Genomic DNA, 12446 nt, shown 5'->3' with positions numbered 1-12446 from the left:
TCCAGGAACCAGTCCACAGGCCGCACGTCTTCCGTTGTCGGCGTCCCGCGGGACGCGGGGCGCACGGCACCAGACGATAATCCGTCGCCGGCCGGGTGTCAGCCGACAAGCGGCTGACCACTACCGCAGGCGCAGCAGCACGCGCACGGTGGTGCCGTCCGCGCTGGTGTGGACGCGCACGAGGTCGGCGAGGTCGTTGACGAGCAGCAGGCCGAGCCCGGACGCCCGACCGGCCTCCGGTGGCCGACGGCCGGCGAGCGGGTCGGTCAGCCGGCCGCCGTCGCGGACCTCGCACACCAGGTGGCCGTCCTCGGCCCAGACGCCGAGCCGGCACGGGCCGGAGGTGTGCTGGAGGCTGTTGGTGACGAGTTCGCCCGCGATGAGTTCGAGGTCGGCCAGCCGTTCCTCGGGCAGGCCGGCCCGGCGGGCGCGATCCGCGGCGAACCGGCGGGCCGGGGACACGTCGGCGGGTCGGCTGACCGGGAACGCGCGGTCGGCGGCGTCGGGCAGCGGCGCGTTGTAGCGGGCGACCACGCGGTCCGGGGCGTACTGGTCGCTGGCGTACCGCCGGTCGGCCTCCCAGACCACCGGGTGGGTCTGCCTCGCGTCCGCGATCGCCGTGGCGTCCAGCGCGGAGGTGTCGTAAGGGCAGAGGATCGTGACGTCACGGCCGGTGAACGCGGCGTTGATCAGCGCTTCGTGCTGCGCGCACGCGGGGTACTCCGCATCCGATCGGCTCGCCCAGATCGGCTCGCCGACGATGCGCACGTGGCCGCCGGCCCGGGCGTCGGCGAACCCGCGCAGCACCCTGGCGATGATCCGGCCGGGGTTGCGGCCCTCCTCGGCCATGTCGAGCATCGTCACGTGGCGGGCGGTGTCGCCCAAGGCGTCGCGCAGCAGGTCCAGCCGCTCGCCGGGGACGGCCACCGCGACCGGTTGCTCGCGGGCCAGGCCCTCGGTGACGAACGGGACGAGGGCCGCCAGGTACTCCGCGTCGGAGCGGTAGAACAGGGCGGGGTGGACGAACCGGGGATCCGGCCGGGTGTCGGTGGCGTTCACGGGACCGGCTCCACGCGGACGCCGGGCAGGTCGAGCAGGCCCGCGATCCGCGCCGCACCGGGGAACTCGGTGCGCAGGACCAGCGTGGTGCCCCGGCTGCGGGCGTACTCGTCCAGGCCGATCAGGCCGCGGTGGTCGATGAACGTCAGATCGGAGCCGTCGAGCACGAGCCGCCCGTCACGCGTGGGCGGGCGGGCCCGGTCGAGCACCTGCTCCAGCACCTCCCGGTTGAACATGTCGATCTCCCCGCTGAGTTCGGCGCTGTGGCCCGGTCTGGCCGAGGCGTGCAGCCGGAACCCGACACCCGGCAGGTTGGCGCTCGGGTGCACGCTGGCCAACTGCTCCAGCGCCTGCTCGCTGAGCCGCGTCCGGTCGTAGGCGCACAGGGCGGAGAACGGGTGCCCGGCCATGTACTGGTCGACCAGGTGCTCGTAGTGCAGGAACGCGGTCAGCTGGGCTCGGCCGCGCACCAGCGGCGTGGCCTCGGCGGCGACCCGGAGCCCCCGGTACCCGGCCGCCACGGCCTGTTCGGTGGCCGCCGAGTAGGCCCGGAGCTGGACTTCCGGGTCGACGAGCCCGCCACCGGGGTAGAGCGCGTCCAGCGAGGTGACCCGCGCCGCGCCGGTGGCCAACGCCGCCTCGATCCCGTCGACCCGGTGCACCGCGTCGACCAGTCCCTCGGCGTCCCCGTGGCCGACGTACAGGACCTGCTGCCCCCGCGTGAGGCCGTCGAGGAGGAACTCGGCCACGCGCAGGCCGACGTCCGCACGGTCGTCGTACGACCAGCACACGTGGTCGTGACGCCCCAGGTCCCGGGTGTGCAGCACAAGGCCCGAACTGCGCATGCGACCAACTTAGCGGTGCGGCCGGAGCACGACATCTGCCAGGTGGCACTGGTGCGTGCGGAGGAACGCCGGCGTCCACCCGGAACGGACGTCGAGGAGCGTGACGCCGACGGTGCTGCCGTCGGGCACGCGGTAGGTGCGCCGTTCGCCGGGTGAGCGCCGTGCCCTGGTTCGGCGGTGCCGTCGTCGGGCGGGTCCTCGCCGACGACCGCGCTGCGGCTCGGCTCGGCCAGTTCCGCCCGGAGGTGTTCGTGGGCGTGCGACGTCAGCCGGATCGGCCGGTGTCGGTCATGGTGGCCTTCGTGGGTGGGTGCCGTCAGGGCGGCCGGCGGGAGGGTGGGCCGCCCTGACGGCGGGGTGTCCGCGGTGCCGGGTGGTGCAGCGGCGCCGGCTCCCCGGACGGGGTGGTTGGCTCGTGGCGATCAGCCGTGCGCGCGCAGGCGGAGGATCGCGTCGACGTCGTGGGCGTAGCCGGTGGCGACGTGCGTCAGGATGTCGAGCTGCACGCGCAGCAACGCGTTCTCGGCGCGCAGCCAGTGCAGCTCGGCCCGCTCGTCGGGGGAGAGCGGGTCGCGGTTGCCGTCCATGCGGGCGCTCAGCGCAGCGGGTCGAACGGGCGCAACGCGTCCGGCTGCTTGCCGGTGGTGATCTGGTCGGCGAGCAGCCTGCCGGTGACCGGGCCGTGGGCCAGACCCCACATGCCGTGCCCGCCGGCGACGTACACACCGCGGGCGAGCACCTCGCCGATCAGCGGCCGACCGTCGGGGGTGATCGGACGCGGGCCGACCCACACGTCACGGCGCTCCGCCCAGCGCACGCCGTCGAGCAGCGGGCGGACCGAGGCGATGATCGCCTCCAGCCGTGCCACCACACCGGGCGCGTCCGGGTCCCGGAACTCCATCGTGCCCGCGACCCGGAGCGCTCCCTGGTAGGGCGTGCACGCCACCCGTGCGGCGGGCAGGTAGACGGGGCCGGGCACCGGGCGGTCGACGGGCACGGTGAACGAGTAGCCGCGGCCCGCGCGCACCGGGACGCGCACACCCCACCTGGCCGCGAGCCGGGACAGCCACGCGCCGGTGGCGACGACCGCGACGTCGGCCGACAGCGACTCGCCGCCACGGGTGCGCACCGTGACGCCCTGGCCGGTGGAGTGGACGTCGACGGTCTCCAGCACGCGGAACGCCGCACCGCGCGCCTGCACCGACCGGGCCAGCGCGTGCACGAAACCACCGGGGTCGAGGTGTCGCTGGCCGTCGATCCGCACGCCGGTCGTCAGGGCTCCCGACGCCAGCGGCACCAGCTCGCGCAGCTCGTCGCGATCGAGGTCGGCGTGCTCGACCGGCTGGCCCGCGTCGGCCATCCGCCGCAGCTCGTGCCGCAGCCCCTCGGCCTGCCGGTCGTCCTCGAACCCGGCGGTGATCGGCGCGGCGATCGTCGGCGCCTCGACGCCGTTGGCGGTCAGCACGTCGAACGCCTCGACGCACTCCGCGTTGAGCGCCCGGTTCGCGCGCACCGCCCGCGTCCAGGACGACCACCGGCAGTTCGCCGCGAACCGCGCCAGGAACGACCACAGGCCCGGGTCGACGGACAGCGGGATGTGCAGCGGCGCGGTCGGGTTCAGCACCGACCGCAGGCCGTAGCGGAGCACGGACGGCTCGTTGAGCGGGATCGTCAGGCCCGGCGAGAGCCACCCGGCGTTGCCCCACGACGCGCCCGCGGCCACCCCGGTGCGGTCCACCACGGTCACCTCGACGCCGCGCTCCTGCAGGAACCACGCGGTCGACAGGCCGACGATGCCCGCGCCGACCACGACCGCGGACCTCGGCCCGCCGGCACTGCGCCCGACGTCGACCATGACCACCTCCACACCCGAGCGGAACTGCTGTCGAACCCAGCATCGCCCGGACGTCCCACCAGGCCGTTGTCGGTTGCCGACAATTCGAGCACGCGATCTTGTCGGGAATCGACAGCTACTCCGTCGCGGCCAGGTCGATGATCATCGCCAGCCGCTTGCGCGGGTCGTCCAGGTCCAGCGGCGTCACCTCGACCATCTTGCGCAGCCGGTAGCGGATGGTGTTGGGGTGCACGCCGAGCCGTTCGCCCGCTCGCGCGAGGTCGCCCTGCGCCTCCAGCCACGCGCGCAGGGTCGGCACGTAGTGGGTGGCGTGGTCGTCGTCGTGGCGGCGCAGCTCGGCGACCGGTCCCCGCGCCGGGGTCCGGCCCGCCCGTGCGGCGGCGCGCAGGCGTTGCAGCAGGATGTCGTCCCACGACTCGTCGTACGCGGGCGGCACGGCCTCCGGCGTGCGCGCCTCGTGCAGCGCCAGGCACTCGTCGGCCTCCTGCCTGCTCGCGGGCAGGTCGGCCGCCGCGGCGGTCGCGCCGATACCGGCGGTCACCGTCACCCGGTCCGGCAGCGCGGCCCGCAGCAGGGCCACCCACTCGCGGGCCGCGGTCACCTGCTCGCCCGGCAGCACGGTGTAGAGCGTGTTGCCCGACAGCGTGCTGCGGCCGGGCCGCGACCAGCCGAAACCGGTCGTGGCGCGTTCGAAGGCCAGCAACAGCGCGGCGTGCCGCTCGTCGGCGATGTGCGCGCGGACCGCGATGACCCGCAACGGCCCCTGCGGCAACCCGAGCCTGCTGACCACCGTCGCCGCGTCCGCCGTGCCCTCCAGCAGCCGGATCACCAGGTCGGACTCCACCTGGCGCTCCAGGTCGGCGCTGGCCCGGGAGCGCAGCAGGTGCAACGCCACCGTGCGGGCGCCGTCGGCCAGCGCCGTGCAGCGGACCCCGGTCAACGGCACACCGCACGTCACCCACACCGAACCCAGCACCTCGCGGCCCGCCCGCACGGCCACGACCATCCGCCCGGTCAGGCCGTGCTCCGGGTCCGCCTCGACGAACAGCGGCTCGTCGTAAGCGGCGAGGTAGGAGAACACGCCGCGCCGCTCGAACGCCTCCCGCAGCCGCGGCGGCGCCTGGCGGCCCAGGATCGTCTCCAGCCGGGCCGGGTCGGCGCCCTGCTGCGAGCTGGAGTACGCCAGCACGTGGGAGAGCCGGTCCTCGATGGTCACCGAGCCGCCGACCGCGCCCGCGAGGCTGTCGGCCAGCGCGAACAGGTCCGTCGGCCCGCGGCCCGACTCCGTCTCCCGGCCCTCCAGCACCAGCCCGTAGACCACACCGGCCAGCTGGCTCCACGACACGGCCGGGTCGACCAGCATCACCGCGACGCCCTCCGCCGCGCCGATCGTGGCCGCCTCGCGCTCGGCGTCACCGTGCAGCAGCACCACGGCCGCCTTCGCCGCCACCGCCCACCCCACGGCCTGGGCCACCGACTCGGCGCCGACGGCCAGGAACACGTCGCCGCCGACCGCCCGCGCGTCACTGGCCTCGCGCATCACCACGCTGCGCAACTGCGTCGACCGGGGCACGGGGCAGCACGCCAACCGCACGCCGTAGCCACCCAGCACGTTCACCAGGCGGTCCAACCTGATCATGGGCAAACCTCTGTTCGGAGCCGACAGCACACCGTAACCGCCGGTCGCGTCAGCGCTCCTCGACCTCGTCCCGCCGCCGGATGGTGACCAGCTCGCTCGCGTCCTCGCGGCGCAGCCTGCGGATCATGGACCAGGCGATCCGCTCCGCCTGCGACTTCGCCAGGTCCGCCTTCTCACCCGCGAACAGCTCGTCGACGGTGTCGGCCCACAACGCCAGCCACCGGGTGAAGTGCGCCGTCGTCAAGGGGGAGCGCTCGTGCAGGTCGAGGTGCACGCGCAGCAGGTTCCGGCGGTACGTTCCGGCGCGGAACAGCACCGTGTCCCAGAAGTCGGCGATCACGGGCAGGTGGGTGGCGAGGTCGAGCCGGGCCACGTCGCGGAAGACCGGGCCGAGCAGCCCGTCGTCGAACGCCCGCCGGTAGAACTCGGTCACCACGGCCAGCGCGTCCTCCCGGCCGGTCAGGTCCCTGGCCGCCGTCACGGTGTCGAGCCCGGACGCCGCGGCACCAGGTCGAGCAGCACGGGGCCCGCCGGTTCGCTCACCAGCGCCCGCACGGTCACGTCGTCCAGCACGGCGAGGAACGCGAGTTGGGCCGCGCGCAGCGCGCCGCGCAGGTGGCAGCCGCCGCGCAACGGGCACGGGGGTCCGTCGCAGTCCACCACCTCGCGGTCGCCCTCCAACGCGCGCACGACGGCGCCGACCGAGGCGTCCAGCGTCGCGGCCGGCACCCCGACCCCTCCGGTCCGGCCACGCGCGGTGGTCGCGAAACCGTGCCGCTGCAAGCGCTGCACGACCTTGGCCATGTGGTGGCGCGGCACGTCCAGCGCGTCGGCGAGCTGGTCGACGGTGAGCCGACCGCCGTCGGTCGCCAGGAGCATCACCACGCGCAGCGCGATGTCCGTGGACCGGATGAGGTGCATGGTCGGCAACGGTAGCAAAAGCGGTATTCTCGGTTCCTGTTTCGGGTCGGGCCAGGTCGGGAGCGACGGTGGAGTCGGACGAGAACGGCGTGCCGGAGCCGGCGGGGGACCCCGTGTGCTGGTTGTCCCTCGTGTGCCCGGAGTGCGGCTCGATGGCCGAGGGGCCGGTGTCTTCCGCGTGCGACCGGTGCGGCGCGGAACTGCCCGAGCGCGAAGGCGAGCGCTGATTTCCTTATTGGTTCATTGCCTGTCCTTTTGTTCACGAGTGTGACCCGGGCCGGGCGATTCTGTTCACGAATATGACCGCCCGTATTTGACGGACCGGTGGGGTTGAGCGCCGGAACCGTCCATCACCTCGGCGTTCGACGGTATTCGACACCTGCGCGCCCAATCCTCGGGAAAACCGTCGTTGACCTGCCGTCGGGTGGCCTCTAACATCCCGCTGGAAAGCGGTTTCCCTCATTGCCGCCACGCTTGTCCAAGTGCGGGAAACGGCGCTTTCGAATGACTGGCCGCCGACCTCGGCGTCCCGTGAAGTGAGAAGTGGAGTAGTTCATGAGCACAGCGGATCACCGTCGATCCACGCGGCCCGCGCCACCGCGTGGCGCACGATGGCGGACGGGTCTGGCCGCCGCGGCGGCGGCCACGGCACTGGCCGCCACCTTCACGATGTGGTCGACCGCCACGACCGCGCAGGCGGCCGTCGGGGCGGGCACCTACACCATCAAGAACGCGGGCAGCGGGCAGTGCCTCGACGTGCCCAACGCCAGCGCGGCCAGTGGCGTCCAGCTCCAGCAGGCGTCGTGCGGCAGCGCCGGCAGCCAGCAGTGGACGTTGGCGGCGGTCAGCGGCGGCTTCCGGATCACGTCGGTCTCCAGCGGCCTGTGCGTCGGCGTCCAGGACGCGTCGACCAGCGCGGGCAAGGCGATCCAGCAGCAGAGCTGCACGGGCGCCGCGAGCCAGACCTGGTCGTTGACCGCGAGCGGCAGCAACTACCGCGTGGTCAACACCAACGGCGGCAAGTGCATGAACACCAAGGACAACTCCACCGCCGCCGGCGCGCCGGTGCAGCAGAACTCCTGCGACAGCGTGGCCACCAAGCAGTGGACGTTCACGCCGACGAGCGGCGGCCCGACGTCCACGTCGACCTCCACGACCACCAGGACCACGACGACCGCCACCACGGGCAACCCCGGCGGTGGCGACGGCAGCGGCCCGTGGCCGAGCGACACCGGCAGCGTGCACCAGACCACGACGCGCAACGTGGGCACGTACTTCAACGGTGGGATGAAGAAGTACTACGGCATCGGCGACGGTGGTCAGGGCGAGAGCCAGGACCCGATGTTCGTGGTGGCCAACGGCGGCACGATCGAGAACCTGTTCATCGACGCCCCGGCCGGCGACGGCATCCACTGCGAGGGCTCCTGCACCATCCGCAACGTGTGGTGGAACGACGTGGGCGAGGACGCGGCGACGTTCAAGGCCTCCAGCTCCTCGGCGACCTACCTGATCGACGGCGGCGGCGCGCGCAAGGCGTCGGACAAGGTGTTCCAGCACAACGGGGCGGGCACGTTGACCATCCGCAACTTCCAGGTCGACGGCGCGGGCAAGCTGTACCGGGCGTGCGGCAACTGCGCCACGTCCTACCAGCGGCACGTGGTGATGGACGGCGTGACGGCGCGCAACACCAGCGTGCTGGCCGGCATCAACACCAACTGGGGCGACACGGCCCGCTTCACCCGGATCACCGTGTACGGCGACACCACGATCTGCGAGAAGTACCAGGGCGTGCCGAAGGGCTCCGAGCCGAAGAAGATCGGTGAGGGCGCGGACGGCAAGAACTGCTTCTACTCCGCGTCGGACATCACCCAGCGTTAACGACGTCCGCACGGCACGGATCGAGGTCGCGGCCCACCGGGTCGCGGCCTCGATCCCGTTCGGCCCGCGGCGGTATCGCCCGGTTCCCCGGCGTCGCGGTCGAGTTCGGCTACGGTGTGGGACGACCGGGCGGCTTGGCGTGAGCGGGGCGAGGGGCAACTACGGTGACCAGCTGGATCGACGTGATCAACTACGTCCGGACGCGCTACGAGGTGTTGGAGGAGACCGACAGCTGGCTGCGCTTCCGGCTCGACCTCGGCGAGAGCCGGACCCAGCAGGTCTCCGTGCACCACGTGCCGGAGTCGGACGGCGTGGCGTGGGTGGAGATCTCCTCGCCCGTCGGCCGCGCCGACGCGATCGACCTGAAGCGGCTGCTCGTGCTCGCGGGCACGTCGGCCGTCGGCGGCGCCGCCGTGGTGGACGACGTCGCGCTGCTCAAGCACACCGTGCCGCTGGAGGACCTCAGCGTGCGGGAGGAGTTCGAACGCCCGCTGATGCTGCTGGTCACCGCCGCCGACGCGTTCGAGCACGAGCTGACCGCGACCGACGACTTCTGACGGCGACCGTCACGCCGGCAGGCCGATGACGGTCCGGTCGCCGTGCTCCCAGACGGGGACCATGGTCACCGCGCCGATCCGCCGGCCGCGACCGGTGCGCACGAGCCGGTAGTCGTACCGGCCGCCCAGCGTGTAGAGCCGGCCACCCGCCAGCGGACCGTCCCGGTGCGCGGCCTGGAAGTCCGCGGTGACGGTGGCCCGCGCGCCCTCGACGTGCGCGGTCTGGTTGCCGAGCAGGTGCTGGGTCGCCGACAGGTGGCCGAGGTTCGCGCGCCGGCCCGCCACCAAGTCGGTCGCGGCCACCGCGCCGGGTTCGCCGCCGACCAGGCCGGTGTAGTCGACCCACACCCGTGCGGCGAACACCTCCTGCAGCAGGTCCCACTGCTTCAGGTCGAACCGGACGGCCATCTGGACGGTGACCGCGATCGGGTCCTGGTCGGCCGCCGGCGCCGCGGCCGCCTGCCCGCTCGCCAACGCCGAGCCGATCGAGGCGCTCGCGCCGACGAGCACCGTCCGACGGGTCAGTCGGTCAGCTGTTCTCTCGCTCATGGTCGGCGATCGTCGCGCGGCGGGCGCGGCGGCGTCCAAGACCCGCTGCCATGACCAGAACGCATGACTCCCGACGCCGACGCGGGTTTCGCGACCGGGCCCCTCGCCGATTCGGAGTTGTAGGGTGAACACCACCGTGCCGCGACGGAGGAACGCCATGACGGCTGAACGGCTCGAAGGCCACCTGGTCCGTGACCCCCGCACCCTGCGCGCCGACGTCGAAGCGCAGCTGGACCACGCCGCGGAGGAGGTCAGCAGGCGGCTCGGCGGCAAGGTCGACTACCACGTCGTGCGCGCGGCCGTGTCCGACGCCTACCAGCGGCTCGCCGACAAGGCCAAGTTCCCCAACTTCCTGCCGATCCTGGCCGCCCGGTCCGCTCAGCGGAACCTCCAGGTGACCTGACGTCACGACAGGGGCAGCTCGGCCCACACCGTCTTGACGTCGGCGCCGAGGTACGTGCCCCAGCGGCGCCTCGACAGGTGGTCGACCATGATCAGACCCCGGCCGCGGAACGCGCCGAGGCGCGACGTGCCGACCACCGGGACGTGCTCGGGGCTGCCGTCGTCCACCTCGATCCGCAGGGCGTCCCGATCACGCGCTCGGTGCACGCGCAGCCTGCGTGGCGCGCACGCGTGGTCGTAGGCGTTGGACACCAGCTCCGTGCAGATCAACATCAAGTCCTGCAACAAGTCCTCGGTCAGCTCGGACAGGACGGTGGCCAGCCACTGCCGGATCTGCGCCAGCGGCGGGACCGGCATGGTCAGGTCGACGCTGATTCTGGCGGCGAGCGCGTTCTCCGATGACGTCATGTGAGCGTCCCCCCAGGCCACTCGGCCGCTCTGCCTGGTCACAGCGGCCTCGGCCCGGTGGGGTACCCCGCCGCCCCGGCGTGCACACATCGTGTCCGGCCGGTGCGCTGAGCACATGCCGCGCTACGGATCGTGATCTACCCTTGCTTTCCGTGACAGAGGAAAAGGTTCCGGTGGACGATCCGGTGGCGGTGCTGCGCGTGGCGGTGGACGCGGCCGTGCAGGCCGTGCTGCGCCTGGATCCTCACCACGCCGACGCCCGGCAGGAGATCGTCCGCGTGCTCGCCGGGTTCGCCGCCGCCACCGCCCCGGTGCGGGATCGCCTGCAGGAACTGGCGACGCGGACGCCGAACGGCCCGGTGTCGGCCACGCTGGGCTTCCTGCGCGACGCCGGCGACCAGGCCGCCGGTGGCGACGTCCAGGCCGCTCGCGTCTTCCTGCTCGCCGGCCGCACCGCGTTGTTCCGCCTCGCCCGGGCGGGGCCGACCGACGGCTGATCACGCGGTCGGCTCACGTGCTCAGCTCATGCGGTCAGCTCACGCGGTCAGCCGGAACGGCCCGCCGGGCCACGTCTCCGAGCCGGACAGGGTGTCGCGCGCCAGCTGCTCCAGCACGTCGGACATCCGTCCCGCACGGGCGAAGGCGCGCCGCTGCCGGTCCGCGCCGCCGCCGTCCCGGTCCAGGGTGGACACCAGTTCGCGCACGAGACCGGCGTCGTCGAGCTGGTCGCCGACGCGGTGCAGGAGCCGGTCGAGCAGCAGGCGTGCGGGCACGAGGCGGCCGGACAGCACGTCCAGCGACAGGCCGGTGATGCCGTCGCGCGCGGCCCGCCAGGTGGCGGCGCGCAACACCTCCGTGGGCACGGGCGAAGCCCGCAGCCCCCGCCGGAGGTCGGCCAGCGCCGTGCGGACGAGGGCGTGCACCAGGGCGGCCAGCAGCACGGCCTCGTCCACGGTGGCCGCGACGTCGGCGACCCGCACTTCCACGGTCGGCAGGTGGGCGGAGGGCCGGACGTCCCAGTAGATCATCCGCCGGTCCCGGGCCGTGCCGGCGGCGAGCAGCATGTCGCAGGTGGACTCGTAGTGCGCCGCCGACTCGAAGTACGGCGGCGGACCGGCGCTCGGCCATCGCGACCACACCATCGCGCGCCAGCTCGCGTAGCCGGTGTCGACGCCGTGGGCGAAGGGCGAGTTCGCGGTCACCGCCCCGAGCACCGGCAACCACGGCCGCAGGTGGTTGCACACCTGCACGGCCGTTTCCGGGTCCGGCACGGCGACGTGCACGTGGCAGCCGCAGATGGACTGCTCGGCGGCGAGCTGCCGGTAGTCCTCGGTGAGCCCGCGGTAGCGGTCGCGGTCGGTGGTCGAGCCGACCGGTCCGCCCACCGGCGGCACGCCGACCGCCAGCAGCCGGTGGCCCAGGGCTTGGGCGGTCTCGACGGCGACCAGCCGCAGGCCGTGCAGCTGCCGGCGCACGTCGGCGACGTCGTGGCACACCGGGGTGCGGGTCTCCACCTGGGCTTCGGTGAGTTCGACGTCGAGTTCGACGCCGAACCGCCGCCTGGCCGCGTCCACCACCTCGGCGCCGTGCGGCGCGGGCTCACCCGTCCGTGCGTCGACCAGCAGGAACTCCTCCTCGACGCCGAGCGTGGGGGCCGCGCCGTCCGCCAGACTGCCCATCGCGCCTCCGATGGCTGTTCGGCCAGGGCTGTCGGGATACCCCCGGTCGGACGCGTCAACCCGTCCGGGCGGACGGGTCACGAGGCCTGGCTTGATGGTCCGATCGGGTGAACTGCCGCTGGACCGCTCAAGTCAACGGGCTGTGGTGCCGAAGAGAGTGGTGAGCGCCGGAGTCCAGTACGCGGACCCGGCGCTTCGTCGTGTCGCCGGCCTTGTCGTGCCAGTGCCAGTCGGGGAGCCAGCCGCAGTCGGAGTCGATGGACCCGTCGCCCTGGGCGGGATTGGCCCCGCGTGGAGCATTGAAACTTTCTGCTCCACGCTCCTGGGTGATGACTTTCTCGGTCAAGTAAGGCGCAGGTCTGTGCGGTTTGCGGCAATCGCCAACTGAGACTGACCAGGGGTATCCGGGCATCCGGAGCATTGACATGTTTCGTGGAGCAGATCGAAACTTTAGGTCACTGTTTCGGTCATCGGTCCGTGTTGCCCACCACCCTGTCTCAAAGGAGAGCCCTGGTGATCATCAGTTCAGGCCGCTTGAGAGTCCGCGCGGCGGTGCTCGTGTTGGCGATAGCGACGTTGGCGCTGGCCGGGACGTTGACGGCGGTGGCGCGGTCGACGACCGCGACCGCGGCGGCGTCGGGTGATGTGGTGGCG

At 72.9% G+C, this 12446-nt stretch carries 16 protein-coding genes; 6 read left to right on the top strand and 10 right to left on the bottom strand.

Going from position 1 to position 12446, the window contains the following annotated elements; translation table 11 throughout:
* Positions 1-120 precede the first annotated feature (120 nt).
* The gene (locus ACZ7GX_RS38705) at positions 121-1059 is read right to left on the bottom strand and encodes an anti-sigma factor RsbA family regulatory protein (protein WP_498784523.1); all 939 of its coding nucleotides are present in this window, start codon (positions 1057-1059) and stop codon (positions 121-123) included.
* Complete coding sequence (locus ACZ7GX_RS38700) at positions 1056-1904, bottom strand: MEDS domain-containing protein (protein ID WP_498784521.1); 849 nt, start codon at positions 1902-1904, stop codon at positions 1056-1058. The genes ACZ7GX_RS38705 and ACZ7GX_RS38700 overlap by 4 nt, the downstream gene beginning before the upstream one ends.
* Positions 1905-2056: 152 nt before the next feature.
* Here ACZ7GX_RS38700 and ACZ7GX_RS38695 point away from each other — a divergent pair, with 152 nt between their 5' ends.
* The gene (locus ACZ7GX_RS38695; RefSeq protein WP_498784519.1) at positions 2057-2254 is read left to right on the top strand and encodes a hypothetical protein; all 198 of its coding nucleotides are present in this window, start codon (positions 2057-2059) and stop codon (positions 2252-2254) included.
* 72 nt (positions 2255-2326) lie between these two features.
* Here ACZ7GX_RS38695 and ACZ7GX_RS38690 read toward each other — a convergent pair whose 3' ends face one another.
* The 5 genes from ACZ7GX_RS38690 to ACZ7GX_RS38670 form a co-directional block, all read right to left on the bottom strand.
* A complete protein-coding gene (locus tag ACZ7GX_RS38690; protein ID WP_498784518.1) occupies positions 2327-2491 on the bottom strand; it encodes a hypothetical protein in 165 nt (54 codons plus the stop codon).
* Between the two features lie 8 nt (positions 2492-2499).
* A complete protein-coding gene (locus ACZ7GX_RS38685) occupies positions 2500-3759 on the bottom strand; it encodes an NAD(P)/FAD-dependent oxidoreductase (RefSeq protein WP_498784515.1) in 1260 nt (419 codons plus the stop codon).
* Between the two features lie 115 nt (positions 3760-3874).
* The gene (locus ACZ7GX_RS38680; RefSeq protein ID WP_498784513.1) at positions 3875-5398 is read right to left on the bottom strand and encodes a PucR family transcriptional regulator; all 1524 of its coding nucleotides are present in this window, start codon (positions 5396-5398) and stop codon (positions 3875-3877) included.
* Positions 5399-5447: 49 nt separating this feature from the next.
* Complete coding sequence (locus tag ACZ7GX_RS38675; protein ID WP_498784511.1) at positions 5448-5879, bottom strand: group III truncated hemoglobin; 432 nt, start codon at positions 5877-5879, stop codon at positions 5448-5450.
* The gene (locus ACZ7GX_RS38670) at positions 5876-6319 is read right to left on the bottom strand and encodes an RrF2 family transcriptional regulator (protein ID WP_498784509.1); all 444 of its coding nucleotides are present in this window, start codon (positions 6317-6319) and stop codon (positions 5876-5878) included. Before ACZ7GX_RS38670 ends, ACZ7GX_RS38675 begins: the two co-directional genes overlap by 4 nt.
* Before the next feature lie 68 nt (positions 6320-6387).
* Between ACZ7GX_RS38670 and ACZ7GX_RS38665 the strand changes: the two genes are divergently transcribed.
* The 3 genes from ACZ7GX_RS38665 (at position 6388) to ACZ7GX_RS38655 (ending at position 8754) form a co-directional block, all read left to right on the top strand.
* Positions 6388-6546 carry a hypothetical protein gene (locus ACZ7GX_RS38665; protein ID WP_498784507.1) on the top strand — a complete coding sequence of 53 codons (159 nt, stop codon included), beginning with the start codon at positions 6388-6390 and terminating at the stop codon, positions 6544-6546.
* 328 nt (positions 6547-6874) lie between these two features.
* Positions 6875-8197: a pectate lyase gene (locus tag ACZ7GX_RS38660; RefSeq protein ID WP_498784505.1), complete on the top strand. Its 1323-nt coding sequence runs from the start codon at positions 6875-6877 to the stop codon at positions 8195-8197.
* Positions 8198-8361: 164 nt separating this feature from the next.
* Positions 8362-8754: a hypothetical protein gene (locus ACZ7GX_RS38655; protein ID WP_498784503.1), complete on the top strand. Its 393-nt coding sequence runs from the start codon at positions 8362-8364 to the stop codon at positions 8752-8754.
* A gap of 9 nt (positions 8755-8763) precedes the next feature.
* Here the strand turns inward: ACZ7GX_RS38655 and ACZ7GX_RS38650 are convergent, their stop codons facing one another.
* Positions 8764-9303: a nuclear transport factor 2 family protein gene (locus ACZ7GX_RS38650; RefSeq protein ID WP_498784501.1), complete on the bottom strand. Its 540-nt coding sequence runs from the start codon at positions 9301-9303 to the stop codon at positions 8764-8766.
* 157 nt (positions 9304-9460) lie between these two features.
* On the opposite strand from ACZ7GX_RS38650, the gene ACZ7GX_RS38645 reads away from it, so the two are divergent.
* Positions 9461-9706: a three-helix bundle dimerization domain-containing protein gene (locus tag ACZ7GX_RS38645; RefSeq protein WP_498784499.1), complete on the top strand. Its 246-nt coding sequence runs from the start codon at positions 9461-9463 to the stop codon at positions 9704-9706.
* 2 nt (positions 9707-9708) lie between these two features.
* Here the strand turns inward: ACZ7GX_RS38645 and ACZ7GX_RS38640 are convergent, their stop codons facing one another.
* Positions 9709-10113: an ATP-binding protein gene (locus ACZ7GX_RS38640; RefSeq protein WP_498784497.1), complete on the bottom strand. Its 405-nt coding sequence runs from the start codon at positions 10111-10113 to the stop codon at positions 9709-9711.
* Between the two features lie 152 nt (positions 10114-10265).
* On the opposite strand from ACZ7GX_RS38640, the gene ACZ7GX_RS38635 reads away from it, so the two are divergent.
* On the top strand, positions 10266-10610 hold the full coding sequence (locus ACZ7GX_RS38635) for a hypothetical protein (RefSeq protein WP_498784495.1): 345 nt from the start codon (positions 10266-10268) through the stop codon (positions 10608-10610).
* Between the two features lie 39 nt (positions 10611-10649).
* On the opposite strand, the gene ACZ7GX_RS38630 is transcribed toward ACZ7GX_RS38635, so the two are convergent.
* Entirely contained in the window at positions 10650-11792 is a 1143-nt protein-coding gene (locus ACZ7GX_RS38630; RefSeq protein WP_498784493.1) for a carboxylate-amine ligase, read from the bottom strand.
* Between the last annotated feature and the right edge of the window lie 654 nt (positions 11793-12446).

Source organism: Actinosynnema sp. NPDC037264 (assembly GCF_055603705.1).
Note: the sequence above shows the minus strand (reverse complement) of the source record. Positions and strands in the feature narration are given on the sequence as shown.